We start from the raw sequence: 26,852 nt of genomic DNA, 5'->3' as shown, positions 1-26,852 counted from the left end.
ACCTTCGCGTCGGCGGCTCCCCATGACGGCGTCGGTTGCGTATAGCCGGATTCATGGACCTGATTACAACCACCGCCGCGCTGCATGACGTCTGCACGCGTCTCGCCGAGCAACCCTTCGTGACGGTCGACACGGAGTTCATGCGCGAGACGACGTACTATCCGAAACTGTGCCTGATCCAGATCGCGGCGCCGGACGGGACCGGCGTATTGGTCGATCCCTTGGCGGCGGGCATCGACCTGCAGCCGTTCATTGACCTGATGGCGGACGAGCGGACCGTGAAGGTGTTCCACTCCGCCCGCCAGGACCTCGAGATCATCTGGCTGTTGGGTGGGATCCTGCCGCAGCCGTTCTTCGACACCCAGGTGGCCGCCATGGTCTGCGGCTACGGCGACTCCGTGTCCTATGAGCAGCTCGTCAACGACGTGGCCAAGGCGAAGATCGACAAGTCCTCGCGCTTCACCGACTGGTCGCGCCGTCCGCTCTCGGAGGCCCAGCTCAGCTACGCCCTGTCCGATGTGACGCATCTGGTGAAGGTCTACGAGGTCCTCGTCGCCGAGCTCCTGCGCACGGATCGCGGCGCCTGGCTCGACGAGGAGATGGCGGTTCTCACCTCGCCGGAGACCTACCGGGCGGATCCCACGCAGGCCTGGCGGCGGCTGTCCGGCCGGATGCGCAAGCCCCGCGAGATCGCAGTGTTGATGGAGGTGGCGGCGTGGCGCGAGAGCGAGGCCCAGGCCCGCAACGTCCCGCGTGGCCGCGTGCTGAAGGATGAAGCCGTCATCGACGTCGCCTCCGCGGCGCCGCGCAACGCCGAGGCCCTGGGCCGGCTGCGCACCATCCCGGCCGGGTTCGAGCGCTCGCGCACCGGCGCCGATATCCTGGCGGCGGTGGAACGCGGCCTCGCGCGGGATACCGGCAACATCCGCATGCCCGAGCGGATGCGCCGGAGCGGCGGCAACGGCGCGATCGTCGAGCTGCTGAAGGTTCTGCTGAAGGCGGTGTGCGAATCCGAGGCCGTGGCGCCGAAAATCATCGCGACGGTCGACGATCTTGAAGCCATCGCGGATGACGACGCTGCCGAGGTGCCGGCGCTCCAGGGCTGGCGCAGAACCCTGTTCGGCGACAAGGCCCTGGCGCTCAAGCAGGGCCATCTCGCGCTCTCCGTCGAGAGCGGGCGGATCGTGGTCCGGGAGCTGGAGCCGACGCACGCTGCCGATCGACCTGTCGCGCTCGGCTGATCAGGGCGTTCCTGCCGGGCACACCTCTGAGGGTCGGACTTCCGGGATAGGGAACACCGACGGTCGGTCCGTGACCGGGGGGGCGCTTCCGCGGGCAACCCACGCGGTTTGTCGGGCCAGCGCATCACGAGGGCGTGACACGCCGCGGTGGCAGGATTAAGTGGCAAAGGCGATTGCCACTTAATCCTGCCACCGCGTCCCGCGTATGTTCGAGCCGAACGAGATTCTCACGACGCTGACCGGGCGCGGCCTCGTTACGGCCGAAGGGTGCGAAACCGTACGGGTTCGCTACCGCGTCGTGGTGGAGCGCCGGCAAGGCGGTCTTTTCGCCTATGGCGATCTCCATGGCAGCCATGCCGGGCTGCGGCCGATCTGGCTCGAACCCGACGCGCAGCTGCGTCTCAAGACCGGTCGCCGCCTCGACATCTCGCTGACGGACCTTGTCGGCGACACCGCGGAGTTCGAGAGCACTGGTGCGGTCGGAGCCCTCTGACGGGGGTCCCAGGCACAGACGTCGGTCAAGCGTCACGGCGTACAGATTCGAGGCGAATCGTCGGTCGCGATTTTCCTGTTTTGCCTGCAGCCTTGATGCTGGGGCCCGCTGAACGTGCCTCAACTGCTGGACCCTCGACGTCCTGCTTGTCTCGTCGCGCGAAGTTTCAGGACGATTCGGCAATCACAGCATCGCGATGAGCGACGCTCACTGCGTACCCGAATGGCTTACAACCCATGCGGCGAGAGAACGCAGCATCCTCAACCTATGAAACAGGCGTCTGGTTTCCACAGACGGCGATTGCGCACCGCAACCCCGAAGACGTCGGAGGAGGTGCCAGGCGGTCACAGGTCAGGACCAGCCCACGCAACCGAAGCATAGTTGATCACGGCATTCTCGCGGGCTGTGCAAGACTTGCATGAGCGTGCGTTACGCCGACGCGAGATCGAGCCGTAGACCTCCAGCCGCGCTTGTGCGCCGCAACATTTCTTTTCGCGCAGCAATGACATTCCACCGGACTTTGTCATGCGAAAAGAAGCTTTCACCGTGTCGTCAGGGTCGGAGAACAGCGAGTTGACGGCGCTCAAAAATCTCTTAAGGTCCATTCAAGCTTCGGTTTCGAGGGGGCCGCCTCAGGGATGGCGGCTCCTGGCGAGGGGATCTTTTGGTCTCCTCAAGTCCGCTACGCCCGCTACCGAAGCGTCCATCCCTGTCGCAAACAGTCAGGTCGGGGTCCGAGTGACGCCACTCTCTCAGCGCGTCTGAAAGACTCTTAAAGACTTGTCGGAGGAACCCATGAGAGCGGTACATCTCCTCGCGCTCGGCGCAGGTGTCGCGGCCATCGCCGCGCCGGCGCTGGCCAACGAAAGCGTCCTGAAGAGCATCGCCAACCCGGCGGAGCAAGCGCTTCAGACCGTCGACTACGCCAATACGCGCTATTCGAAGCTCGATCAGATCAACGCGTCGAACGTGAAGAACCTCCAGGTCGCCTGGACCTTCTCGACTGGCGTGCTGCGCGGCCACGAGGGCTCGCCGCTCGTGATCGGCAACATGATGTACGTCCACACGCCGTTCCCGAACATCGTGTACGCTCTCGACCTCGAGCACGAGGCCAAGATCGTCTGGAAGTACGAGCCGAAGCAGGATCCGTCCGTGATCCCGGTCATGTGCTGTGACACGGTCAACCGCGGCCTGGCTTACGCCGACGGCGCCATCCTGCTGCACCAGGCCGACACCACCCTTGTGTCGCTCGACGCCAAGACCGGTAAGGTGAACTGGTCGGTCGTCAACGGCGACCCGAAGAAGGGCGAGACCAACACCGCCACGGTTCTGCCCGTGAAGGACAAGGTCATCGTCGGCATCTCGGGCGGCGAGTTCGGCGTGCAGTGCCACGTCACCGCTTACGACCTGAAGACCGGCAAGAAGGTGTGGCGCGGCTACTCCGAGGGCCCGGACGATCAGATGATCGTCGACCCGGAGAAGACCACCTCGCTCGGCAAGCCCATCGGCAAGGATTCCTCGCTGAAGACCTGGGAAGGCGATCAGTGGAAGACCGGCGGCGGCTGCACCTGGGGCTGGTTCTCGTACGACCCCAAGCTCGACCTGATGTATTACGGCTCGGGCAACCCCTCGACCTGGAACCCCAAGCAGCGTCCGGGCGACAACAAGTGGTCCATGACCATCTGGGCGCGTAACCCGGATACCGGTATGGCCAAGTGGGTCTACCAGATGACCCCGCACGACGAGTGGGACTACGACGGCATCAACGAGATGATCCTCACGGATCAGAAGATCGACGGCAAGGAGCAGCCGCTCCTGACCCACTTCGATCGTAACGGCTTCGGCTACACGCTGAACCGCGAGAACGGCGCCCTGCTGGTCGCCGAGAAGTTCGATCCGGCCGTCAACTGGGCGTCCAAGGTCGACATGGACAAGGGTTCGAAGAACTACGGCCGGCCGCTGGTCGTGTCGAAGTACTCGACCGAGCAGAACGGCGAGGACACCAACTCCAAGGGTATCTGCCCGGCGGCGCTGGGCACCAAGGATCAGCAGCCTGCTGCCTTCTCGCCGAAGACCAACCTGTTCTACGTGCCCACCAACCACGTCTGCATGGACTACGAGCCGTTCCGGGTGACCTACACCCCGGGTCAGCCCTACGTCGGTGCGACCCTGTCGATGTACCCGGCCCCGAACTCGCACGGCGGCATGGGTAACTTCATCGCCTGGGACGGCGTCAACGGTAAGATCAAGTGGTCCAACGCCGAGCAGTTCTCGGTCTGGTCCGGTGCTCTCGCCACCGCCGGTGACGTGGTGTTCTACGGAACCCTCGAGGGTTACCTGAAGGCGGTCGACGACAAGAGCGGCAAGGAGCTGTTCAAGTTCAAGACCCCGTCGGGCATCATCGGCAACGTGATGACCTACCAGCTCAAGGGCAAGCAGTACGTGGGCGTCCTCTCGGGCGTCGGCGGCTGGGCCGGCATCGGCCTCGCGGCCGGCCTGACCGACCCGAACGCCGGCCTCGGCGCGGTGGGTGGTTACGCGGCTCTGTCGCAGTACACCAACCTCGGTGGTCAGCTGACCGTCTTCGCTCTGCCGAACTAATCGGCCGCAGGGTCTCGGTAGCAAAATGGTGCCGGCGCGGGTTTCCGCGCCGGCACCCTTGTGATTAGAATTTGTTGTAAGAGGCCGCGGCTCAACGCGAGACGAAGGGCCTCGTTCTAGGGAGACTACACGTTGCACAACCTCAGCAACATCGTAACGCGGCCGGTTCTCGCCGCCCTCGCCCTAGCGACCGTTTCCGCGGTTGCCGTACATGCTGAGGATGCCAAGCCTGCCAATCCGGCGCTCGCCAATTCGCTCAACGCGAACGACAAGACCGCCGAGCAGGACCCTGCGCTACTGAAGAAGAACGCCGCCGTTAAGGTCGAGGACGGCAAGTATTTCGATGCCGACGGCCATCCGACGTATCACGTCACCGACGACGGCAAGAAGCTGGACTGGTACACCTACTCCGGTTACCGCCGCTATCACGCCGAGTGCCACGTCTGCCACGGTCCCGACGGCATGGGCTCGACCTACGCGCCGGCGCTGAAGGACTCGCTGAAGACCCTCTCGTACGAGGAGTTCATCGGCATCCTGGTCGGTGGCAAGCAGGACGTGAGCGCGTCGGAGCAGAAGGTCATGCCCGCCTTCGGCGACAACAAGAACGTCATGTGCTACTCGGACGACCTCTACACCTACCTCAAGGCGCGTGCTGACGGCGCGGTGGGCCGCGTGCGTCCCTCCGAACACGAGGACAAGCCCGAGGCCGCCCGGAAGGCCGAGAAGGAGTGCATGGGCGGCTGATGGCGCCCTTGCTCCGGACTTTCGCCCTCTGCGCCCTGTCGATGACGGTGGCGCAGGGGGCCACCGCGCAGCACCTGCCGGACACGGTCACGACCGATGTGCTGCGCGTCTGCGGCGATCCCGGCAACATGCCGTTCTCCGAACGCAAGGAGGATGGTTTCGAGAACAAGATCGCGGCGATCATCGCCGACGAGCTGAAGGTCAAGCTCCGCTATTACTGGCTGACGCAAGGCCCGGGCTTCGTGCGCAACACGCTCGGCACCGGCCTGTGCGACTTGATCATCGGCCAGGCCTTCGGCAGCGACCTCGTCCAGACCACCAACCCGTACTACCGCTCGTCCTACACGCTGGTCACCCGGACGGGTGAACTCGACGGCATCACCGCCCTCGACGACCCGCGGCTGAAGGGCAAGGCGATCGGGGTGATCGCCGGCACGCCGCCGGTAAACCGGATGGGCGATCTGGGCCTGGTCACGACCATGAAGGCCTACGCGCCCTACCAGCTCGACCCGTCCCGCAAGTTCCAGACAGTGGGCGCCGAGATCATCGGGGCGCTCGCCGCCAAGGAGATCGACGCGGCCGTGCTCTGGGGACCCGCCGCCGGCTGGCTCGCCAAGCAATCCGGCACGCCGATGACGGTCGTGCCCCTGCTTAAGGAGCCGCCGCGTCCGCCGATGGCCTACCGGATCGCCATGGGCGTGCGGCTCGGCGAGAACGACTGGAAGCGCTCGCTGAACACCGTCCTGCGCAAGCGCAAGTCCGATATCGACAAGGTGCTGCGCGATTACGACGTGCCGCTCTTGGACGACGAGGAGAGCAAGCTCGCTGAGCCGAACGAGCGCTGAGCGGGTTCAGGCCCGCTCGATCCCGGCCCGGTCGAGCTTTGCCAAGGCATCGACGACCCGCTCGCCGCCGATCACGAGATCGGGGGCGATCTCGGCCAGCGGCACCAGAACGAACGCCCGCTCGCGCACATGGCGGTGCGGCAGCACGAGACGGTTGTCGTCGACGGCCGCGCCCTCATAGGCCAGGACGTCGATATCGATCACCCGCGGCCCCCAGCGCTCTTCACGGATCCGTCCGAGCGCGTGCTCGACGGCCAGGCACGCGTCGAGCAGGCCGTGCGGGTCGAGGTCGGTATCCACGGCCACCGCACCGTTAAGGAACCAGGGCTGATCGGTCTTGCCCCAGGGCGGAGTCCGGTAATCGGCGGAACGGGCGGCCACCCGGATACCCGGCGTCGCACCGAGCCCCGCGACCGCGCGGTCCAGCATCGCGGCCATGTCGCCGATATTGCTGCCGATGCCGAGATAGGCTCTCACGCGTTCTCTCCGCGGTGCCGCGTGATCTCGATGCTGACCCCGTCCAGGATCGCCGGGACCGGCGCGCTCGGCTTATCGACCCGCACCGTGATCGATTCGACCGAGCCGAAGCGTTCGAGAATCGTGGCCGCGATGACCTCAGCCAGAGCCTCGATTAGGTTGAAGCGCCGCTCCGTGGCGATATCCACGGCGATCTGCGTCAGATCCGCGTAGCTCACCGTGTGGGCGACGTCGTCCGAGCGGCCGGCCGGTGCGAGATCGACGCGCGCATCCAACGAGATATAGAAGCGCTGGCCGAGAACCGCCTCCTCGGGCAGCACGCCGTGGCGGCCGAACACCGCGATGCGCGCGACCCCGATCCGGTCCATGCTCATTGGGCCTCCGGGCGCATGACGGCGTCGACCACCCGCATCGCGTCGATATGGGCGGCGACATCGTGCACCCGGACGATGTTGGCCCCCAGGGTCGCGGCGAGCGTGTGGGCCGCCAGGGATCCATAGAGCCGGTCCGCGGGACGGGTCTCGCGATCGTGCAGGCGGCCGAGCAGCGACTTGCGGGACACCCCGACCAAGACGGGGAAACCGAGGGCTTGGATCTCGGGCAGGCGCCGGAGCGCCTCGAGGTGCTGCGACCAGGTCTTGCCGAAACCCACACCGGGATCGAGCACGATGTCGCGGTCCGGAATGCCCGCCCGGCGCGCGATGTCCAGCGAGCGCTCGAAGAAGGCCCGCATGTCGGCGACGATGTCGAGGTCGGCGTCGATGGTCTCGCGGTTGTGCATAATCACGACCGGCGCGCCATGCGCGGCCGCCACCGTGGCGATGTCGGGCTCGCGCTGGAGGCCCCAGACGTCGTTGACGATGCGGGCCCCGGCCTCAAGGGCGACGCGGGCCGTGGAGGCCTTGTAGGTGTCGATCGAGATCGGGACCGTCATTCGGGGCGCCACGGCCCGGATCACCGGCAGAACGCGGGCCTGCTCCTCCTCGGCCGGGACGGGAACGTGGCCGGGCCGGGTCGACTCGCCGCCGATATCGAGGATCGCGGCACCCTCGGCCACAAGGCGCTCGGCCTGCGCGACGGCTTCGGCCTCGCCGGTGAACAGGCCGCCATCGGAAAAGGAATCGGGCGTGACGTTGAGGATGCCCATGACCAGCGTGCGCGACCCGAGGCCGGGCAACAGGTCGGACAGGCCGGGGGAGGGGGGCACGGATCGGGTCCCGTTCTCAGGAGCGGTTCGGGACCCGGTGTGATCGAAACAACAGGCCAGCGCAACGCCGACCGTCACCGACGCGTCATCATCCGCGATAGCAGCGGATTTCCGCTTCGGCCTGGGCGCGCCGAAGATCCGCGACCTTGTCGTCGAAGATCTTGGTGGACTTGAACTCGTTCGCCCGGTTGCCGATGCCCTGGCGCATGGACAGGACTGTGCTAGCCTGGACGTACTTGTCGTAGGGCAGGATCGCGGCGAGCTGGTCGAGCGAGCAGGAGCAGCGCTGCATGCTCTCGCGGGTCTGGCCGTTGGCGGCCATGCAGCCGAAGACGTAATCGACCCGCGCATCGGTGGGATAATCGTTCTCGTCCGCCGCCCAACCGGCGACGGCCGAGAGGGACAGGGCGAGGGCGGCCAGCGCGCCGCGTTCAGCCAGCTTTCTGATCATAGCTCAGCTTCTCCTCAAGCAATTCGCCGCCCTCGGCATTCTTCGACTGCGCCTCGATGGAGACGATCTGGCCGGGAACCTCCGGGGACGTGATGAAGGTGTAGGTCATCTTGTCCATGCCGCGCATGCGCTGTTCCATGGCATCCTTGGCGAAGGGCTGGATCTCGACCCGCCAGCCATCAACTTCGCGGCCGCCCACCGTGACCTTGGTCGGCGTCACGGCCGCGCCCTCGCGCAGACCCTTGCGGATCGCGAGCTTCAGGTAACGCGGATTCGCCTCCAGGACCTTCGCCAGCGAGCGCAGATGGTTCTCGAGGAAGAGCGAGACCACTGGGTTGCCGCTCATATCCTCGAAGGGGCCGGCCGGCATCCGGTTCATGCCGGAGAACATCGTCACGCTGATGTCCCGCCCCTCGGGAGTCTTCCCGGGCTCCAGCTTGAGCGTGACCGTATCCGAGAGCGGCGGGCCGAAGGGTCCCTTGGAAATGCCCGAGCGGCGCAGGTAATCGTACGTGATCGTCGAACCGGGGGCGGCGTTCTTCATATGCGGCTGGTCGAACAGAAGATCGGCCGCACTGGGCGGAGCCGCCGCGTTGACCTGGGTGACCGTCCCGGGCTTGGGCGCATCCTCGGCAAGCGCCGGCATAGCGGCCAGCACCAGCGCGACGGCTGTCGTGGCGAGAAGCTTCACGAGTTGACTTCCTCCTTGAACGGCGACCGGACGTTGCTGCCGATCGTCCGATAGACGTAATCCGGCGGGGTCTCGGCCGCCTCCTCGACGGCGAGCGCCCGCACCTTGGCGTGGAGCGGCGAGAGCGAGCAAGCCGGGTCCGTGGCCGCGGCATCTCCGGCGAGCGCCAGGGCCTGGCACCGACAGCCGCCCCAATCCTTCTCCCGCCGGTCGCAGGAGCGACAGGGCTCCTGCATCCAGTCGGTTCCGCGATAGGCGGTGAAGGCCGGGGAGTCCCGCCAGATCTCGCCGAGCGAGTGCTCGGTGACGTGCCAGAATTCGAGGCCCGGGATCGTCTCGGCCGCGTGGCAGGGCAGGACCTTGCCCTGGGGCGTGACGTTCATGAGCTTGCGGCCCCAACCGCCCGCACAGGCCTTCGGGTATTTCGCGTAGTAATCCGGTACGACGAGATCGATGACGAGCTGACCCTTGAGACGTTCGCGCGCGGCCTCGACGATCCGGATTGAGGCATCGACCTGCGCCTTGTCCGGCATCAGGGCGGCGCGGTTGACGTAGGCCCAGCCATAATACTGGGTGTGCGCCACCTCGAGGCGCTTGGCGCCCATCTTCACGGCGAGGTCGATGAAGCCTTCGACCTCGTGAATGTTGCCGCGGTGAATGACGGAGTTCAGCGTCAGCGGCAGACCGAGCTCGACCACCTTGGCGGCGAATTCGAATTTTTGCGGCTGCGCGTTCTTCAGGCCGCCGATCTTCTCGGCATTCTGCGCATCGACGCCCTGCACCGAGAGCTGCACGTGGTCGAGCCCGACGTCGTAGAGCGCCTGGAGCTTGGACAGCGCGCCGCCGACCCCGGAGGTGATCAGGTTCGAGTAGAGCCCGAGATCCGCGCAGGTCTTGGTGATCTCGACGATGTCGTTGCGGGCGGTCGGCTCGCCGCCCGACAGGTGAACGTGAAGCACGCCGAGGCCCGACGCCTCGGTCAGGACGCGCTGCCAGGTCGCCGTGTCGAGCTCGCCGGACCGGCGATCGAGCTCCAGCGGATTCGAGCAATAGGGGCAGCGCAGCGGGCAGCGGTGGGTTAGCTCGGCGAGCAGACCGACCGGCGCCGGCACGTCCGGCCGGTTCGGCGTCAGTGCGTTCATCGCTCCAGGACCCGTTTCTCCGCCAAACCGTCCAGCATCACGAGGATGTCGGCCTCGATGGCGCGCGGGTCGGCCGCATAGGTCCGGCCCAATTCATCGGCGATCGCCGCGACGGTGCGGTTGCCGTCCACCAGCTTGAGCACCGCCACGGCGTTGTCGTCGAGGTCGAAGGTCCGCTCGGGGGCGAGCAGGACGTGTTTGCCGCGGGTCTCGTCGTGGCGCAGGCGGACGCCGCGCGGCAGGCGCGGCCGATCCCCGGCAACCATCTTGCGGACACCGGGCGCCACCTGAGACGCCGGCGCCTCGGCGACCAGCCCGGTCCCCGGCGTCCAGGCGTCCGGCGGGATCATCCCGGGGGCGACATAGGCAAAGTAGAGGGCGTCGAGCTGCGTCCAGAGCACGTTGCACTTGAACGTCAGCGCGGCCATCGCCTGGCGCTGCAGCTCGGGCGTTGTCGCGTGCGTCTTCACGTAGTCGAGGGCGAAGTCGGCGTCGCGCGGCGCCTGGGTGAGGCGCTTGTCGAAATAGGCCAGCGTGTCCTTAGTGATGAAGTCGTAGTTCTTCAGCATTCCGGCGACACGCTCGGAAATGATGGTCGGCGAGAACATTTCTGTCAGCGACGAGGCGATCGCCTCGAGCAGGCTCTTCTCCGCGACGAAGTGAACATAGGCCTCAACGGAGAATTTCGTCGCCGAGAGGATACCCCGGGTCGAGAGGACGTAGTCGCGCTCGAAGCCGACGCCCTCGGCGAGCTTCAGCCAGCGCTCGATCCCGCCGTCGCCCGGATGGTCGCCGTCGTGATCGACGATGCGCTGCCGCCAGATCCGCCGCAGGGACGCGTCGGTCATACGCGCGAGGACGGCGGCGTCCTTCACCGGGATCATTGCCTGGTAGTAGTAGCGGTTCAGTGCCCAGGCCCGGACCTGATCCTTCGAGAGCTTGCCGTCGTGCAGGAGCCGGTGGAACGGATGCAGGTTGTGGTACCGGCGCGCGCCGATGTCGCGGAGCGCCGCCTCCAGCTCGTCCGGGCTCAGGAGGCGCTGGCTGTCAGCGGCATCGGGGGTCGGGAAGACTGCGTTCATGGCGTTTCCGGAATCCGTCCTAGGGTCGCGTTTCCTGTATTCCGATCCCGCCCTAGCTGAGAGCGTCGTCGTCATCCCGAAACCAGTCGCTGCCTCTCGAGACGAGACCCCGGTCGGGTGAATATCCGGGCTTGGTCTCAATATAGTGCCGACCGGGCCCGCACCCAACCGCTGGTCGAATGTGCCTCAGAGGGTGAGGCTCAGCCCATCATGGGCCACTGTCCAACCGGCCGCCTCGACATCGGCCCGTTCCGGCGAGCCCTCGACCAGGACCGGGTTGGTGTTGTTGATGTGGACGAATACCCGACGCCCAATCGCTGTGCCGGCCAGGGCGTCGATCGAACCGTTCGCCCCGCGCATCGGGACATGGCCCATGCGCCAGCCGGTCTTGGTGCCGACACCGGCCCGGATCATGTCGTCATCGTGCAGCACGGTGCCGTCGAACAGCAGGGCGTCGACGCCGGCGATCCGGTCGCGCAGGCCGTCCGTGACCCGGGCGCAACCGGGGATGTAGGCGAGACGACGGCCATTCGCCTCGATCAGGGCGCCCACGGTGGTCTCCGTTTCGGCGCCGATCTCCATGGTCTCGTCTTCGAGCCAGAGCGGCACCTTGCCGGGTACCGGGAACAGCGTGACCGACAGGCCGGGCAGCGGCTCGAAACGCCGGTCCATGGTGACCGCCTGCCGGGCGACGACGCCCTCGGCCATAACGTCGAACACGCGGTTGGCGTTGACGGAATCCAGAATGCCGCGGGTGGCGTAGAGCGAGTAGGGCTGGCCCTCGCGCAGGGTCAGGAGACCTGCCACATGGTCCACGTCCCCGTTGGTCAGGAGGACGGACCGGATCGGCGAGTGCCGCAATCCCTCCTGGGGATGCATCTGGGGATTGTCGAAAAGCTGCTGCCGGATGTCGGGCGACGCGTTGATCAGGAGCCAGTCGGTTCCGTTTGCGGAGACCGCGATGCTCGACTGCGTCCGGGCTCGCACCCGGTCGGGCTCGGACCGCGCCATGGCGCAGATGGGGCAGCGGCAATTCCACTGAGGAAGGCCGCCGCCGGCCGCGGAGCCGAGGATCACGACGCGCATGGTGCGGTTCCCGCGATCCCCGGCTCCTGGAAACTCAGTTGAAGGTGTCGATCTCAGCGGACTCGTAGCTGGTCACTTCCATGCCGACGCAGATCTCGGACACAACGGGGGCAGCCCACTTCATGGTGTTTCTCCTTGGCGGTATCCTCACCAAGCGTCACGGGTTCCTAAGAGGCCCCTAAGACACTGATGGCGCTCTGATTTCCGGCGCGCACTCGATATCGGCGATTCAGCTGCGGTCTTCAAGCACTAACTTGCCGGATCCTCCCAAATTTTTCGTGAGACTCGACCTAAATGCCCGGCGCCGCGCCGGAAACGTTACCGAATTTGACTTAAGTATAGTCGTTCACTGACGGAAGTCGGGACCGCGCAGCTCAAGCATGAAGCCCTTGCCCCGGACGGTGACCAATCCCGGGCCGCCAAAGCGCACGAAGTCGGCCATCTTGGAGCGCAGATAGCCGATATAGACGTCCACCACGTTGAGCGAGAGGCCGCCCTGGCTGGCCCAGAGACGGTCGAAGATGTCGGCCCGGGACACCGGCTTGCCGATGCTCTCCATCAGCATGGCGAGCAGGTCGGCCTCGCGGGGGGTCAGGCGCGCGCTGGCTTCGCCGCAGCTCGCCTGGCGTGTGTCGAGATCGAGCATCAGCCGGCCGGCGGTGATGCGCGAGCGCGGCGCCTCGGCCTGCTCCCGGCGCATCAGATGCGTGCGAAGGCGCGCCACCAGCTCGTCGAACACGAACGGCTTGACGATGTAATCGTCGGCGCCGAGCGCCAGCCCCTCGGCGCGGTCGCGGATCTCGTCGCGGGCGGACAGGAACAGGATCGCGCCCGGGAAGCCACCCTCGCGCAGCGATCGGCAGACATCGTGCCCGGACCCGTCCGGCAGGTTGATGTCGAGCAGGACCGCGCCGGGCGCCGGATCGTGGGCGGCCTTCAGAGCCTCGTCGACGCAGGCGGCGGTGCCGACCTCGAACCCCTCGGCTTCCAGGCCGCGGGCCAGAAGGCCACGGATATCGATATCGTCCTCGACGATCAGGATCCGCGTCATGCGGCCGGCTCCCTCACCTGCGCGTCGCCGGCCGCGTTCCCGACCGTGCCGATCTCCCATGCCGGATCGAGCGCCGGCATGTCCAGGCTGACCCGGGCGCCGCGCCCGTCCGAACCGGCGCCGAGGCGGATGGTGCCGCCATGCTGCTCGACGATCCAGCGCGCCAAGGCGAGCCCGATGCCGAAGCCGGTCTCGTCCGGGCTCGCCCCGGCGCCGCGCCGGAACCGCTCGAACAGCTCGGCCTCGGAGGCGCCGAAACCCGGGCCGTCATCCGTGACGGTGATCCGGGCGCGAGCGCCGGGCTCGGCCGACAGCGCGACCTCGATCCGGGTCAGCCCCTTGGCGTGGCGCAGGGCATTGTCCACCAAGCTCTCGACGGTCTGGCGGAGCCACTCGCGGTCGGCCAGGCACTCGACATCCTGGCTGCCGGGATCAAGACTGAGCTCCACCCGGCGGCGGGCCGCCTCGGAGCCCATGTTGTCGACGGCCTCTGCGAGCACCGAGGCGAGTCCCAGGGGGCGTTTGTCGAACTCGATCTCACCGGATTCGGAGCGGGCGACGCGCAGCAGGTCCTCGACGCGCAGCTTCAGCCGCTGCGCCCGCTTGCGGATCGTCGTGAAGACCGGCCCCGGATCGGCGCCCCGGGACACGCCGCGCAGGGCGAGATCGCATTCGCCCAGGATCACGGTGAGCGGCGTGCGCAGTTCGTGGCTGACATCGGCGAAGAAGCGCCGTCGGGAGCGGTCCACGGCCTCAAGCCGGGCATTGGCCGCGCGCAGATCGGCGGTGCGCGCCGCAACCGTATCCTCCAACGCCGCCCGGTCGGCCGCGACCCGCGATTCACGACGGGCGAGCCGCGCGGCCATGCGGTTGACGTTGGTCATCAGCAGCCCGAGTTCGTCGCGGGTCGCCACAGAGAGGCGCGTGTCGAGGGCGCCGTGACCGATGGCGCTTGCGGCCCGCCGGACCTCCTCGATCCGCGCCAGGGTCGGCCGGGTCACGCCGCGATACAGCACCGCCAGCAGGACCAGGGCGGCCGCGACCGCGGATGCCGCCGCCACGCGCAGCCGTGCCGACAGGGCCCGCGCCTGCTCGGACCCCAGTGCCATGCTGCGCCGCTCGGCCTCGATCAGGAACGAGAGCGGCTGGCCGGTCATCGCCCCGAAGCCGTTGAGCGCGCCCTTGATCGCGTCCTGACGTTTCTCCGGCTCGGTCTGGCGGTTGATCCGGGCCACCTGACGGTCGAGCACGACGCGGGCGGCGCGCAGCTGCGCCATCGGGCGCGTCCGCGCAGCGTATTGCATGCGGTCGGCCGGGTCGTCGCTCGGCGGAAAGCTCTGCGCGAGCGCCTCGTCCACCGTGGTCAGCGCACGGTCGGCATTGTCGCGGGCGATCGCCATCGCCTCGGGCTGACCGTCGGGATTGCCCACGGTCTCGACCGCCGCTAGGCCGAACTGGGTCAGGCGGCCGGACAGCTCGGCGAGCAATTCCAGGCGTCGCTGCGCCTCCAGCGTGCGGTCGACGGTTCGCTCGGCAGCCGCGATCGAGGCCAAGGCCGCGATGGCCGCGAGCATCACGACGACGGCGGTACCGCCGAGCAGCAGCGCGAAGCGGAGCTTCAGCGAACGCATCGGCCCCATCCCGGCGGGAAGCGCCGTGCGCGGTTGCTGCGCGCCGTCACAGATTCTTCGGCAGGCTGCCGCGCGCGGCGCAGCGCCAGCGTTCGACATGCCAATCCGGATGGGCGGCCTGCCAGGTCGCCAGCGCGCTCTGCGAATGGCGCAGGCAGATGAAGGGGGTCGAGCCCTCGTAGGACATCTCGATCCGGTCCTCGCGACAGGTCGAGGGCTGGGCGACGAGGCAGATGGACAGAAGCAGGAGCATGGGCGTCTCCCTCGTGCATCATCCTGATAGACGGTGTCCGTCGCGTGGAAGATGCAGAACCTTGCCGGCCTCGTGCGGGCCGGCTTGGGCAGAGCATATGCCGCGCACGGCCGCTCTGCCCAGAGCGGCGTCAGGACGCGACCCAGATCTCGCCCTTGGCGATCGTGGCGAGGTCGCCGGAATAGCGGCGCAGCGGCCGGCCGAGCAGCGCGGCATGCTCCGCGCTGATACCCGACAGGGATTTCGCCAGGAGCTTCAGGAACACGAGGTCGTGCGTCCCGGTCTCCACGAAGGTCGGCGACAGCCGCCCGTGCGACCCGACCAGCAGGGTCCCGCGGCGCATACCGTAGCCCGGATGGTCGCCCACCGCGAGCGCCGCCAGGGTCCCGGCAATCATCCGCGAGCCGGCATAGGCGCCCGCCCGGCCTGCCAGAAGAAGCCCGCGCCGCATCCGGTCGCCAAGATGGGCCCCGGCCGTCCCGCGGATGATCAGCGTCGCACCGTCGAGACCGGCCTTGGCCGCGTAGACGGCCCCACCGGCATAGTCGCCGGCATCGCCCTCAATCGTGATCGTACCGCCGGTGGCACCGGCACCTGCATAGGGGCCGGCATGGCCGGCCACGGTCAGGCTGCCGCCGGCCATGCCCTCGCCGAGGCGCTGGCCGACATCACCGGTGACGCGGATCGTCCCCTCGGACAGGGAGGCGCCAACGCGGTCGAGGCGCTCATGGCCGCCTTCGATGGTCAGGGTGTCGGAGCCGTCGAGCGCGACCGTGAAGCAATCGCCGAGACGCATACCGGTGCGGGTCGTCCCGACCTCCAGGCGCTCGGCCTCGGCCTGGGACAGGCGGCTGAGCGCCAGCGGGTTGATGTTGAGGAAGTCGAGCCGCTCGGGCGGGGCCGCGCGCAGGGTGAGGGTGCTCAAGGCTCAGCCCTCCGTCTTGGCGTCGTCGCGCGCGAGCAGGTCGCGCAGATGATAATGGTGGCGGCCGAGATTGCCGCCGTAATTTCCGGCCGTGACCGCGATCAGCCCGTGCTTGCCGCCGATCTCGGTGGCGGCGTGGAGGCCGGCGCGCATCGAGTCGGACACGCCCTGCGAGGTCAGGGCGTCGATCACGATCTCCAGCACGACGCCGCAATCGGCGGGAAGCGCCGAGCCGGCCCGGCCCTTCAAGGTCGGGCAATAGGCGTCATTGGTGGAGGCCATCATGCCCTTGGTCCGGCCGCCGACCTTCGAGCCTGAGCGGACGATGCCGCCCGGGAACGGCAGGATCGCGCCGGGAACCGCCTTGGCAGCTTCGACCGCCGCCTCGGCGACGATGAGCGTATCCTTATGCGTCCGCCCGAGGAACAGCAGGTTGCCGCCGCCGACCGCCCCGTCGACGGCCCGGACCGAATCCTCGCAGAGGAACTCGCCGTCCATGACCGGGATGCGCCAGTAGCGCCGGGCCTTGCCGGAGGTATCGGGCAGGCGCTTGGCAATGGCGAAGCCGTCACCGAAATACCGGATCGCGCCACCGAGCTTGATCTTGGTCGGCCCATCCACGCCGGCATAGCAGGCCGTGCCCGGGCAGGTGAGGATACACTGGCCGACGCGCTTGATCAGCTGGTCCTTCAGACCGTTCGGCTCGAAGCCGAACAGCAGGATGCGCACGCCGGGCCGGCCATCCGGAGTCTCCTCCGGCGTCAGCTCGGCATCGATGCCGGCCTCGGCTCCGCAGCCAATCACCGACGTGGCGAAGCCCGTCATGGTGGTGGCCGCGATCATGGCCCATTTGGCGGTGTCGTTGGTGACGATGATGGCGGTCCCGGCAACGTCGAACGCTTCCGCGAAGGTGTCGACGATCGGGATGCCGTTGAGGCTGAGCTCAGACATGGTTGTTTCCGCCACTCGCCTCGCTGATCACGCCCGGCATGGCACGGCCTCGAAGGTGTCCGCATCCGCGTCGAAGGCCGCATCCGGCACCGTGAAGCTGTCGAGCCCCGCGCCGAACCGGTCCGTCAGGTAGGTATCGGCGCGCTTGGCCATCGCCGGATCCGACTCGACCGAGAGCGACAGCGTCCGGCCCGCGCGCCACTCGACCACCTCGCCGTCCTCGACGATCGGCACCCCGTCCTTGAGGACGAGCTTGGCGGCGGTGAACATCGCCGTGCGGTTCGTGTCGTCGCGGTAGACCGCGACGTCGGCGCAGGCGCCCGGCCGCAGATGGCCGCGATCCGCGAGGCCTAAGAGCTTGGCCGGGCCGGACCGGGTCAGTTGGGCGATCTCCGAGAGGGTATATTCCCGCTCCAGGCCGGGAAGGCCGGACCGCTCGCCGACGATGCCCGGCAGCGTCGCGATCTCGCGGTCGCGCTCGGATTTGTCCATCAGCAGATGGATGATCCGCGGATATTGCGTGAACGGGCCGCCGTTGGGGTGGTCGGTGGTGAGGATCGTGCGCTCCGGATCGGTCGAGAGCAGCATGATCTCCAGGCCGATCGCCCATTGTAGCGAGCTGGTCGGGCCGCGCGGCCGGTACAGGAACGGCACGACGCCGCCGCCCTCGGCATCGCCGGCGTTCAGAACCCACTTCTTCGGCTTGGCGCCCTTGCGGCCGGCGAACTGGCGCAGGATGTCGAGCGACACGGTCACCGTCTGGCCGAACACGACCTGCCCGATATCGAGGGTCGCGTTCGGGTTGTCGGCGATGGCCTGCGCGATCCGCTCGGCGGCGGAACGGAAGCCACCACCTTCGGTCGCGCCGTAGGCGTAGAATTGCGCGTGGGCGAAATGGATGCGCCGACCTTCCGCCGCGTCCAGGGTCTCGACGAAGGAATCGTCTGCCCCGGGCAGGCCAAGATTGTTGCAGTGGACGTGCAGCGGGTGTGGGACACCGATTTCCTCGACTGCGTCGAGGAGCGAGCCCATGATCTGCCGGGTCGAGAGACCGTAGACCGGGATCTCGTCGTCCAGCGACAGGCGCAGAGCGCCGTCCTTGAAGGCGGAGGCACCGCCGGCATTGATGCACTTGACCCCGAGGCCGCGCGACGTGGCGACCGAGAGCGCGACGAGGTCGCGCACGGCGTTGCCGCCCTGGCGCTCGCGCAGCAGTTGCAGCAGCTGATCGTCGTTGCCCATCACGGTGAGCGCGCCGCGATCCAGCAGCGGGATGTCGGCGAGTTCGAGCTGGGTTGCCAGCGCGTGGGTCGGCGGCATCGCCGGCTCCACCGCCGTGGTGTAGCCCATCCGCGCGTAGGTCGACCCGATCCAGCCCGCGGCTCCGCCCGCATGGGCGAAGGGATGCCCCTCGGGCGAGGCCTCGCTCACGTAGAGGTCTGGCAGGAGCAGGCGCGAGGTGATCACGTTGCCGCCGGCGATGTGCGAATGCACCTCGACGCCGCCCGCCATCACGACGCAGCCCGACGCGTCGATCACCCGATCGGGCTCCTGGCCCGCCGGCTCGACCACGCGGCCGTCCTCGATCCAGACGTCACCAACGGCATCGCGGGACGCGGTCGGATCGACGACGCGCCCGCCCCGGATCACGCTCAGCATGCGGGCTCACTCCTCGAGGCAGGGCGACCTTCGGCCAGGCGCTCCGTCAGGGCACCCAGCACCGACGCGGCGGACGGCAGGTCCGTCGGCGCCGAGGCCGGCCAATAGGTCAGCGCGGCGCGCTGCTCATTCCATAAGACGCCGCCGAGATCGCGGCCGGGACGCCCGACCGCGATCACCACATCGGCGAGAGAAGCCTCGGCCTCGGCGACCAAGGCTATGGACGGCACCGCAGCCAGCCATTCCGGCCGGTCGAGGGGCAATGCGGCGAGCCAGACGACGGCATCGACCTCGCCAGCGGCAACCTGGCGGGCGACATCGAACCGCCACGGATCATGTTCGGGCACGCGGCGTCCGAAGCCGCTGCGCGGCGCCTGGCCGGTCAACCAAGCGGCCACGGGCACCACGGCGCGGTCCTGATCGGGCCCCGCGACGGCGAGCGTGAAGCAGCGCGTGGTCTCGTTCAGCTCCATGGCGAAGCCCTGAAGCATCTCCACGCCGAGCTCACCGAGTTCGGTGGGATCGTAGAGAAGGACGCCGTATTGTGCGGCAGCGATCCGCGCGACGAGCTCGGCCTGCGGCGTATCACCCGCGAGATGCCCTTTGGCGTAGGCGCGCAGCTCCGCGACCGCCTCAGCCAACCCGCCCGCGGCCGGGCAGGACAGCGAAGCCTTCGAACCCTCCGACCCGGCGCCGAGCGCCAGGAGCGTCCGGTCCGCACCGGCGGCGCGACCCCGCGTGGGCTTTGCCCCCGTCAGGCGCTGCAGGAGCGGCGTATGCCAAGGCGCCGCGCCGACGACCAAGACGGCATCGGCACGGCCGACCGCCTCGGCGGGCGTCGAGGTCATGGCCCCGACCCGGCTCAGCGCGCCGAGCTCGGCATAGGTGCCGACTGCCCCCGCAGTGTCGATCGAGGCGCCGATGCGCCCCGCAAGATCGTAGGCCGCGCGGATCGCGGCGACATCGGCGCTGAGGCCGGCGATCACCGGCGCGCGCGCCTTGGCGAGCAGGGATACGGCCGCCCCGATGGCGGTGTCCGCGTCCGTCGCGCCACCCTTCACCCAGGCTGCCATGCTCCCTCACGCGACGTTATTGTTTGGCTTCGGAGCGGGCGACGGCCGTAAGACCGGACGAAGCGGGTTCACTCCCGAAGGAGAATCCCGCCGGATCGGAATGGCTCGACCGCCCGACTAATCCGGGCGGGCGGCAACTCGGCGCGCCGTCGCTGGCCTAGGTTTGCATTCATCCGCGCCCCGCGGCAAGGGGGGCCCACCGTGGTTCGTCCGATCGGCCGCAAGATCCCGTTGCTTCGGGCGCCCGCCGCATGGGAAAAGCCCGGCGGTTCGGCGGTGGATTGCGAAGGAATGGGCGTGGGCGAGGTCCCCCAGCGGAACACGGCAACCGCTCCGAGCAGCATCGTCCGAGTCGAGGCGCCGGCACGGCTGCATTTCGGGTTCCTCGACCTGCATGGCGGGCTGGGACGACGCTTCGGCAGCATCGGCCTCGCCATCGACGCCCCGTCCGTCGCGCTGACCGCCCGCCATTCCGCGCATCTCTCCGTCACCGGCGCGGAAGCCGAGCGGGTCCGGGGCTACGCCCGCGCCGCGGCGGACCATCTCGGGCAGCCGGACTCTGTCGCGATCGAAGTCGAGCGGACGATCCCGGCCCATGCCGGGTTCGGATCTGGGACCCAGCTGGCCTTGGCCGTGGCGGCCGCCTTGGCACGCCTCAGCCGAGAGACTTTTTCGGCGGCAACTTTTTCCTCGAGCCTCGATCGCGGCAACCGGTCGGGCGTCGGCCTGAGCGCCTTCACGGAAGGCGGTCTGATCGTCGATGGCGGCCGCGGCGGCGACGGCGGCCCGCCGCCGGTGATCGCGCGCCTCTCCTATCCCGAGGCTTGGCGCATCGTCCTCATTCTCGATCAGAGCATGGCCGGCGTGCACGGCACGCGGGAGGTGGAGGCCTTTCGCGACCTGCCGCGCTTCCCGGAGGCGCAGGCGGCGGAGATCTGCCGAATCGTGCTGATGCAGGTGCTGCCGGCGGTCGCGCTCGCGGAACCGCAGGGCTTCGGCGCCGGCATCACCCGGATCCAGGATCTGATCGGCGACCATTTCGCCCCGCATCAGGGCGGTCGCTATGCCAGCGCCGCAGTCGCGCAGGCGCTGGCCCAGGTCGCCGCGCAGGGCGTGCCCGGCTACGGCCAATCCTCCTGGGGGCCGACCGGCTTCGTGCTGATGCCGAGCGAGGCCGAGGCGAGAGCCCTCGTGCAAAGTCTCGACCGCGGCGGGCCGCTGCGCTTTCTCATCGCCCGCGGCCGCAACACCGGCGCATCGATAACCACGGCGGACTGAACTGCCGCCCGCGCACTTGACCGCGGCACCCGCAGCGGGTTTGGACGGTCGGCAGGCGCAGGTTGATGCGCGCCCCACGGGATAGAACGTCATGGCCCGCTCGATCCTCCACATGTTGACGCCGCTCCGGCACATGAGCCCGTTCGACGTGAACATGGCCATCGATGCCGGCTTCGAGACGGTGGTGACCTACACGGAGGTCAGCCTCGCCGACGTCGTCTCGCTGACCCAGGATTCGATCTTCTCGCGCGCACCGGCCGACGGCACCCGCACCGGCATCTTCATCGGCGGCAAGAACGCCGAGGACGCCCTCGACATGGTCGACCGGGCCAAGAAGGCGTTCGTGCCGCCCTTCGTGAACCATGTCTTCGCCGATCCCGCCGGCTCGTTCACCACAGGCGCCGCCATGGTGGCGCAGGTCTCCCGTGCGCTGCGGCAAAAATTCAACACTGACCTGACCGGCAAGCGCATCGTGATCTTCGGCGGCGCCGGCGTCGTGGCCTACGTGGCGGCGGTGATCGGCGCGCTGCAGGGCGCACAGACCGTCCTGGTGGGCCATGACGGCGAGGAGCGGGTCTCGAAGATCGCCTTCACGATGAAATGGCGCTTCGGCATCGAGGTCGGCGCCGTCGACGGCACCACACCAGAGGATCGCCGCCGCGCCATCCGCGACGCCGACGTGATCCTGTCCGCCGGTCCGGCCGGCATCCCGATCCTCTCGGCCGAGGATCTGAAATCCGCTCCGAAGCTGCTGGTCGCCTCCGACGTGAATGCGGTGCCGCCGGCCGGCATCGCCGGGATCGACGTCAACGCCGTCGACGTGCCGCTTCCGGCTGGAAAGGGCGTGGGCATCGGTGCCCTGGCGGTGGGCAACGTGAAATACCAGACGCAGCGCCGCCTGTTCGACCGGATGCTCGCCTCCGACACGCCGCTCTGCCTCGATTTCCGCGACGCCTATACCCTGGCGGTCGATATCGCCGGTTGAGCCAACACGGGCGCATCCCGGCATGTCCGAGGCGATCCTGATCGCCGCGCAGGCCGGGCGCGCCCTCGCCGCGGCGGCTCGGCGCGCGGGCCTTCGTCCCTTCGTGGCCGACCTGTTCGGCGATGCCGATACGCTGGCGCTCAGCGAAGCCTATAGGCCGCTGCCGGGTCGCTTCGGCAGCCGGATCGCCGACGACGCGATGCTCGCGGCGATCGACGACCTGGCGGCTTGCGCCGGATCTCGCCTGGGCATCGTCCTCGGCAGCGGGTTCGAGGACGCACCCGACCTCGTCGCCCGCATCGCGGCGCGCCACCGGCTGATCGGCGCCGACGCGGACGCCGTCGCGGCGCTGAAGGACCCGCTCGGATTCGCCGCCCTGTGCGACCGCTTCCGAATCCCGCATCCGGCGATCGCGACGGGTCCGCTGCCCGATCCGTCCGGCTGGCTGCTCAAGCGGGTCGGCGGCAGCGGCGGCAGCCATATCCGGCCGGCCACGCGCGGCCCCGCGCCGGAGGGCCATTATGTTCAGGCCCGAGCACCCGGCCGGCCCCACGCCCTGAACTTCCTCGCCGACGGGCAGACGATGCAGGTGCTGGCCGTCACCGAGCAATGGTGCGCGCCGTCACCGATCCGGCCCTATCGCTACGGCGGCGCCCTCGTTGGGGCTGATGCGGAGGCCCAGCCTCTTCCCGCACCCTTGCTGCAGGCCGTCGCGGAGGCGGTCGAGAGCCTCATCGCGGCGACGGGGCTGCGCGGGCTCGGCAGCGCCGATTTCCTGGCCGATGAATCCGGCTGGTGGCTCACCGAGATCAACCCGCGGCCCGGCGCGACCCTCGATATCCTGGATCGCCGGAGCACGCCCCTGCTGGCCGCCCATATCGAGGCCAGCCTCGGCGCCATGCCGGTGCTCGGCCCGCAACCGGCGGATGCGGCCGCCGCGCAGATCTGTTACGCGGATCGGGAGCATGCGCCCGTCCCGGATTGTCCGTGGCCGGATCACGTGCGCGACCGCCCGCGCCCCGGCACGGTGGTCCGCCGCGACGCGCCCCTCTGCACGGTGCTTGCCCTAGGGGCCGACCGGCAGGCGGCGCTCGACAGTTTGAAGACGCGGACGGCGCGGCTCCAAGCCGACCTGGCCGCAAAGAAAACGCACCCCGAGGAAACCCTGTGATGAGTGCCAGCCAATCCTATCCCAGCGTCAACGCGCTCACGGCGCCGCTGATCGAGCGGTTCGTGGCCGACGCCGCGACCCTGCGCCTGTCGGTCTCACAGGCGGCGGGCGGTGCCCGGATGGTCGATGCCGGCGCGCAGGCACGGGGCTCGATCGAGGCCGGACGGCGCATCGCCGAGATCTGCCTCGGCGGCCTCGGCACCGTGAGCATCGCCCCGAGCGGCCCGATCGCCTCCTGGCCGTATTCCGTGATCGTCCACGCGGCCGATCCGGTGCTCGCCTGCCTGGGTAGCCAGTATGCCGGCTGGAGCCTCGCCGACGAGGCCGGCGATTCCGGCTTCTTCGCTCTCGGCTCTGGCCCGGGCCGCGCAGTCGCGGCCGTCGAGCATCTGTACGAGGAACTGGGCTACCGGGATTCGGCCACGAAGACCGCCCTGGTCCTCGAAGCGGCGGGCGGACCGCCGGAAAGCGTCGTTGCCAAGGTCGCCGAGGCCACCGGCCTGCGTCCCGAGGACCTGACCTTCATCTTCGCGCCGACGCAGAGCCTCGCCGGCTCGACCCAGGTCGTCGCCCGCGTGCTGGAAGTCGCCCTGCACAAGGCCCACACGGTCGGCTTCGACCTGCACGCGATCGTCGACGGAATCGGCTCGGCGCCGCTCTCGCCGCCGCATCCGGATTTTATCAAGGCGATGGGCCGGACCAACGACGCGATCATCTACGGCGGCCGGGTCCAGCTCTTCGTCGATGCCGACGATGCCGACGCCAAGCAGCTCGCCGAGCAGATCCCGTCCACCACCTCGAGCGATCACGGGGCACCCTTCGCCGAGATCTTCTCGCGCGTGAACGGCGATTTCTACAAGATCGACGGCGCGCTGTTCTCGCCGGCCGAGGCGATCGTCACGTCGGTGCGCACCGGCGCCACCTACCGCGGCGGCCGCCTGGAGCCGACCCTGGTGGAGGCATCGTTCGCGTAACAGCCACAGGACATTCCGGCCTCAGCCCATCACGGTCAGAGGCCGGGACAGGATCCGTCATGGGTCATTTGCGGCGTAGGCACATTCTCCCGCACGGGGGAGGGGACCCGCGCCGCATCGGGCAACACGTGGTCGGTTGGCCCCGATAGACAGGGTGCGTGTCGCGGCCGGCCCGTCACGATACGCCTCGAAACCGCAACGGCTGAAGCCTTCCCCGCACGGAAGGGCCGTCGAGAGTCTTCCATCCATGCGCATCGCCCTGGCGGCCGATAACGGCAATTGGCACAAGGCCCGGCTCCTGGCGGCCCTGCGGGCGCAGGGCGTCGAGCCGGTGCTGTTCTCGCTGGCCGACGTGATCGTGGCCACCGGGGGCGGCGAGCCCCTGCGGGTCCCGGGTTTTGCCGGCTCACTGCCCAGCGGCGTGCTGTTGCGGACCATTGCGGGCGGCACGTTCGAGGCGACCACCATGCGGCTCGGCGTGCTGCACGCCCTGGTCTCGGCAGGCGTCACCGTGTGGAATGCGCCCACCGCCATCGAGCGCTCCGTGGACAAGGCGGCAACCTCCCTGCTGATCGCCCGTGCCGGCCTGCCGACGCCGGAGACCTGGGTTGTCTCGAAGCGCGAGGCCGCCGCTGGGATCGTCGACCAGGAGAGCCGCCCCGGCGCGCCGCTGGTGCTCAAGCCGCTCTTCGGCTCGCAGGGAGAGGGGCTGGCCCTGATCGAGCGGCCCGAGGACCTGCCCGACGAGGACGCAGTGGCGAGGGTCTATTATCTCCAGCGCTACGTGCCCCGGCGCGACGGCCTGTGGCGCGACTACCGCGTCTTCGTTTGTGACGGCAGGGCGATTGCCGGCATGATTCGCGAGGGCGACGGCTGGATCACCAACGTCCATCGCGGCGGCCGTCCGTTGCACTGGGCAATGCCGCCGGCTGCCGCCGAAATGGCGGAGGCCGCAGCAGCGGCGGTCGGGGTCGATTATTCCGGAGTCGACCTGGTCGAAGACGGGGAGGGCGGCTTCTCGATCCTCGAAGTCAATTCCATGCCGGCCTGGTCGGGCCTCCAGACGGTGTGCGAGACCGACATCGCCGCCACCGTGGTTCGGGGTTTTCTCGCCGCCGTCCGGGGCGCCAGCGTTCCGCGGCTCGTGGTGGCATGAGCGCCCTCGACCCAGGGCTGATCGGGACGCTCTACCGCGCCGCCTGCCTGGCAGAACTCGAAGCGCTGAAGCCCGGCAACGTCCACGCCTACGCGGCCGGCCATCGCATGGTGGTGGCGGATTTCGTGACCAGCGCCGATGTCTCGGCCCCGGAACTGGCCCGGGCCAGCACGGGAATCGGCGAACGGGTCCGCGCCGGCGTGGCGGCGACCCTGGCGGCCGTCGGCCAGAACACCAATCTCGGCATTCTACTGCTCTGCGCCCCGCTCGCCGCCGCAGCCGAGCAGGGTCGATCGGTCGCCGCGGTGCTCGACACGCTCGAGGCTGCGGATTCCGAAGCCGTATTCGCGGCGATCCGGCTTGCCAATCCGGGCGGCCTCGGCCGGGCCGAGCGGCACGACGTCACGTCTGACGCCCCGCCCTCCCTGCGCGCGGCTATGGCGGAGGCGGCCGGTCGCGACCGCATCGCGCGCGCCTACGACACCGGCTTCACGGATATCTCCGCGATCGGATTGCCGGCCCTGGCCGAGGCGCGCACCGCCGGCCTCGATCCGACATGGTGCACCACGGCGATCCATCTGGCCTATCTCCGCTCGGTTCCGGACAGCCACATTGCCCGCAAGGCCGGCGCATCGGTCGCCGAGGCCGTGCGCCGGGAGGTTGATACAATGCTGGCTAACCTCAATCTCGCGGACCGGCCGGTGGAAACGCTGCTCGCTCTCGACGCCTCCTTGAAGGCACGTGCCTTGAATCCCGGGACCAGCGCGGATTTCACGGTGGCGACCGTCTTCTGGGAAGCCCTGACGGCGGCCGGCGCCGCCCTCGCGTGAAGCACGGAAAAGTTCCGGCCTTTCGCGGTCCGCCGTCAAAGAAATTCCTCAGGTCCAGGGCCTTGCGCGGGTTGTGAGCCGCAGGGCCGCACTGTAGGGTCCGGCGCGCTGTCCGGCCCAACCGGCTCGGCCCAACCGGCTCGGCCGGAGGATCGGGCGCCGATAACAAGGATGGCTTCCCGGCCGCTGGCATCGCCCGGCGCCGCGGCCCTATTTCGGAATCCAGGGAGAGACACCGAATGGCGAAGATCACCAAGGTTCAGGTTGGCGAAGCCCTCGTCGGCGACGGCAACGAAGTCGCTCACATCGACCTGATCATCGGACCGCGCGGCTCGCCCGCCGAGACGGCTTTCTGCAACGGCCTCGTGAACAACAAGCACGGCTTCACCAGCCTGCTCGCGGTCATCGCGCCGAACCTGCCGTGCAAGCCGAACACCCTGATGTTCAACAAGGTCACCATCAACGACGCCCGTCAGGCCGTCCAGATGTTCGGCCCGGCCCAGCACGGCGTTGCCAAGGCCGTCCAGGACGCCGTTGCCGAAGGCATCATCCCGGCCGATGAGGCCGACGATCTGTTCATCCTGGTCGGTGTGTTCATTCACTGGGAAGCGGCCGACGACGCCAAGATCCAGAAGTACAACTACGAGGCGACCAAGCTCTCGATCCAGCGCGCCGTGAACGGCGAGCCGAAGGCTTCGACCGTCACCGAGCAGCGCAACTCGGCCCAGCATCCCTTCGCCGCCAATTAGATCGGGGACCGTCCTGGGCAGAATGAGCCTCCGCCCGCACCGCGGGGCCTGCTCCAGCGACTGGCTTCGATCTTCTTAGGCCGATAGGAACGACCACCGACGGGAC

At 68.6% G+C, this 26,852-nt stretch carries 28 protein-coding genes; 12 read left to right on the top strand and 16 right to left on the bottom strand.

Annotated features, from left to right (window positions below; translation table 11 throughout):
• Positions 1-53 precede the first annotated feature (53 nt).
• The 5 genes from rnd to xoxJ all read left to right on the top strand — a co-directional run bounded on the left by rnd (position 54) and on the right by xoxJ (position 5,924).
• On the top strand, positions 54-1,241 hold the full coding sequence (gene rnd, locus AKJ13_RS07070; protein WP_050732711.1) for a ribonuclease D: 1,188 nt from the start codon (positions 54-56) through the stop codon (positions 1,239-1,241).
• A gap of 205 nt (positions 1,242-1,446) precedes the next feature.
• Complete coding sequence (locus AKJ13_RS07065) at positions 1,447-1,734, top strand: hypothetical protein (protein ID WP_007564406.1); 288 nt, start codon at positions 1,447-1,449, stop codon at positions 1,732-1,734.
• Positions 1,735-2,529: 795 nt separating this feature from the next.
• Entirely contained in the window at positions 2,530-4,335 is a 1,806-nt protein-coding gene (gene xoxF1, locus AKJ13_RS07060) for a lanthanide-dependent methanol dehydrogenase XoxF1 (RefSeq protein WP_007564409.1), read from the top strand.
• A gap of 132 nt (positions 4,336-4,467) precedes the next feature.
• Complete coding sequence (locus tag AKJ13_RS07055; RefSeq protein WP_050732710.1) at positions 4,468-5,079, top strand: c-type cytochrome, methanol metabolism-related; 612 nt, start codon at positions 4,468-4,470, stop codon at positions 5,077-5,079.
• On the top strand, positions 5,079-5,924 hold the full coding sequence (gene xoxJ, locus AKJ13_RS07050) for a rare earth element methanol dehydrogenase accessory protein XoxJ (RefSeq protein WP_050732709.1): 846 nt from the start codon (positions 5,079-5,081) through the stop codon (positions 5,922-5,924). Before AKJ13_RS07055 ends, xoxJ begins: the two co-directional genes overlap by 1 nt.
• Before the next feature lie 6 nt (positions 5,925-5,930).
• Here xoxJ and folK read toward each other — a convergent pair whose 3' ends face one another.
• The 16 genes from folK to AKJ13_RS06970 all read right to left on the bottom strand — a co-directional run bounded on the left by folK (position 5,931) and on the right by AKJ13_RS06970 (position 19,603).
• Entirely contained in the window at positions 5,931-6,401 is a 471-nt protein-coding gene (gene folK, locus AKJ13_RS07045; protein ID WP_082316881.1) for a 2-amino-4-hydroxy-6-hydroxymethyldihydropteridine diphosphokinase, read from the bottom strand.
• Positions 6,398-6,775: a dihydroneopterin aldolase gene (gene folB, locus AKJ13_RS07040; protein WP_050732708.1), complete on the bottom strand. Its 378-nt coding sequence runs from the start codon at positions 6,773-6,775 to the stop codon at positions 6,398-6,400. Before folB ends, folK begins: the two co-directional genes overlap by 4 nt.
• Positions 6,772-7,608: a dihydropteroate synthase gene (gene folP, locus AKJ13_RS07035; protein ID WP_050732707.1), complete on the bottom strand. Its 837-nt coding sequence runs from the start codon at positions 7,606-7,608 to the stop codon at positions 6,772-6,774. The genes folB and folP overlap by 4 nt, the downstream gene beginning before the upstream one ends.
• Positions 7,609-7,696: 88 nt before the next feature.
• Positions 7,697-8,059, bottom strand: a complete 363-nt coding sequence (locus AKJ13_RS07030) for a hypothetical protein (RefSeq protein ID WP_050732706.1) — start codon at positions 8,057-8,059, stop codon at positions 7,697-7,699.
• Positions 8,040-8,750: a hypothetical protein gene (locus AKJ13_RS07025; RefSeq protein WP_082316880.1), complete on the bottom strand. Its 711-nt coding sequence runs from the start codon at positions 8,748-8,750 to the stop codon at positions 8,040-8,042. The genes AKJ13_RS07030 and AKJ13_RS07025 overlap by 20 nt, the downstream gene beginning before the upstream one ends.
• Positions 8,747-9,892, bottom strand: a complete 1,146-nt coding sequence (gene pqqE, locus AKJ13_RS07020; protein WP_050732705.1) for a pyrroloquinoline quinone biosynthesis protein PqqE — start codon at positions 9,890-9,892, stop codon at positions 8,747-8,749. The genes AKJ13_RS07025 and pqqE overlap by 4 nt, the downstream gene beginning before the upstream one ends.
• Positions 9,889-10,974, bottom strand: a complete 1,086-nt coding sequence (pqqC, locus tag AKJ13_RS07015; protein WP_050732704.1) for a pyrroloquinoline-quinone synthase PqqC — start codon at positions 10,972-10,974, stop codon at positions 9,889-9,891. The genes pqqE and pqqC overlap by 4 nt, the downstream gene beginning before the upstream one ends.
• A 186-nt stretch (positions 10,975-11,160) precedes the next feature.
• A complete protein-coding gene (pqqB, locus tag AKJ13_RS07010; protein ID WP_050732703.1) occupies positions 11,161-12,060 on the bottom strand; it encodes a pyrroloquinoline quinone biosynthesis protein PqqB in 900 nt (299 codons plus the stop codon).
• Between the two features lie 34 nt (positions 12,061-12,094).
• Complete coding sequence (pqqA, locus tag AKJ13_RS07005) at positions 12,095-12,184, bottom strand: pyrroloquinoline quinone precursor peptide PqqA (RefSeq protein ID WP_007564431.1); 90 nt, start codon at positions 12,182-12,184, stop codon at positions 12,095-12,097.
• Between the two features lie 222 nt (positions 12,185-12,406).
• Positions 12,407-13,111, bottom strand: a complete 705-nt coding sequence (locus AKJ13_RS07000) for a response regulator transcription factor (RefSeq protein WP_007564433.1) — start codon at positions 13,109-13,111, stop codon at positions 12,407-12,409.
• Positions 13,108-14,742 carry an ATP-binding protein gene (locus AKJ13_RS06995; protein ID WP_050732702.1) on the bottom strand — a complete coding sequence of 545 codons (1,635 nt, stop codon included), beginning with the start codon at positions 14,740-14,742 and terminating at the stop codon, positions 13,108-13,110. The genes AKJ13_RS07000 and AKJ13_RS06995 overlap by 4 nt, the downstream gene beginning before the upstream one ends.
• 46 nt (positions 14,743-14,788) lie before the next feature.
• Positions 14,789-14,995, bottom strand: a complete 207-nt coding sequence (locus AKJ13_RS06990; protein WP_050732701.1) for a hypothetical protein — start codon at positions 14,993-14,995, stop codon at positions 14,789-14,791.
• Positions 14,996-15,125: 130 nt separating this feature from the next.
• The gene (locus tag AKJ13_RS06985; RefSeq protein WP_050732700.1) at positions 15,126-15,920 is read right to left on the bottom strand and encodes a formylmethanofuran dehydrogenase subunit C; all 795 of its coding nucleotides are present in this window, start codon (positions 15,918-15,920) and stop codon (positions 15,126-15,128) included.
• Between the two features lie 3 nt (positions 15,921-15,923).
• Positions 15,924-16,871 carry a formylmethanofuran--tetrahydromethanopterin N-formyltransferase gene (fhcD, locus tag AKJ13_RS06980; protein WP_050732699.1) on the bottom strand — a complete coding sequence of 316 codons (948 nt, stop codon included), beginning with the start codon at positions 16,869-16,871 and terminating at the stop codon, positions 15,924-15,926.
• A 27-nt stretch (positions 16,872-16,898) separates the two neighbouring features.
• Entirely contained in the window at positions 16,899-18,530 is a 1,632-nt protein-coding gene (locus AKJ13_RS06975) for a formylmethanofuran dehydrogenase subunit A (RefSeq protein ID WP_050732698.1), read from the bottom strand.
• Positions 18,524-19,603, bottom strand: coding sequence for a formyl transferase (locus AKJ13_RS06970; RefSeq protein ID WP_050732697.1), 1,080 nt, complete (start codon positions 19,601-19,603; stop codon positions 18,524-18,526). The genes AKJ13_RS06975 and AKJ13_RS06970 overlap by 7 nt, the downstream gene beginning before the upstream one ends.
• A gap of 297 nt (positions 19,604-19,900) precedes the next feature.
• On the opposite strand from AKJ13_RS06970, the gene AKJ13_RS06965 reads away from it, so the two are divergent.
• The 7 genes from AKJ13_RS06965 (at position 19,901) to fae (ending at position 26,746) form a co-directional block, all read left to right on the top strand.
• Complete coding sequence (locus AKJ13_RS06965) at positions 19,901-20,881, top strand: beta-ribofuranosylaminobenzene 5'-phosphate synthase family protein (protein WP_082316884.1); 981 nt, start codon at positions 19,901-19,903, stop codon at positions 20,879-20,881.
• 91 nt (positions 20,882-20,972) lie between these two features.
• Complete coding sequence (locus AKJ13_RS06960; protein ID WP_050732695.1) at positions 20,973-21,866, top strand: NAD(P)-dependent methylenetetrahydromethanopterin dehydrogenase; 894 nt, start codon at positions 20,973-20,975, stop codon at positions 21,864-21,866.
• Positions 21,867-21,888: 22 nt separating this feature from the next.
• On the top strand, positions 21,889-23,037 hold the full coding sequence (locus AKJ13_RS06955; RefSeq protein ID WP_050732694.1) for an ATP-grasp domain-containing protein: 1,149 nt from the start codon (positions 21,889-21,891) through the stop codon (positions 23,035-23,037).
• Positions 23,037-24,011 (top strand): methenyltetrahydromethanopterin cyclohydrolase, encoded by a 975-nt coding sequence (gene mch, locus AKJ13_RS06950; RefSeq protein ID WP_050732693.1) that lies wholly within the window; start codon positions 23,037-23,039, stop codon positions 24,009-24,011. The genes AKJ13_RS06955 and mch overlap by 1 nt, the downstream gene beginning before the upstream one ends.
• Positions 24,012-24,258: 247 nt before the next feature.
• Positions 24,259-25,167: a RimK family alpha-L-glutamate ligase gene (locus AKJ13_RS06945; RefSeq protein WP_050732692.1), complete on the top strand. Its 909-nt coding sequence runs from the start codon at positions 24,259-24,261 to the stop codon at positions 25,165-25,167.
• The gene (locus AKJ13_RS06940) at positions 25,164-25,997 is read left to right on the top strand and encodes a triphosphoribosyl-dephospho-CoA synthase (protein WP_050732691.1); all 834 of its coding nucleotides are present in this window, start codon (positions 25,164-25,166) and stop codon (positions 25,995-25,997) included. The genes AKJ13_RS06945 and AKJ13_RS06940 overlap by 4 nt, the downstream gene beginning before the upstream one ends.
• Positions 25,998-26,236: 239 nt before the next feature.
• On the top strand, positions 26,237-26,746 hold the full coding sequence (fae, locus tag AKJ13_RS06935; RefSeq protein WP_007568574.1) for a 5,6,7,8-tetrahydromethanopterin hydro-lyase: 510 nt from the start codon (positions 26,237-26,239) through the stop codon (positions 26,744-26,746).
• Positions 26,747-26,852: the final 106 nt, after the last annotated feature.

The sequence above is a fragment of the Methylobacterium sp. ARG-1 genome (assembly GCF_001262595.1).
GTDB lineage: Bacteria > Pseudomonadota > Alphaproteobacteria > Rhizobiales > Beijerinckiaceae > Methylobacterium > Methylobacterium brachiatum.
Note: the sequence above shows the minus strand (reverse complement) of the source record. Positions and strands in the feature narration are given on the sequence as shown.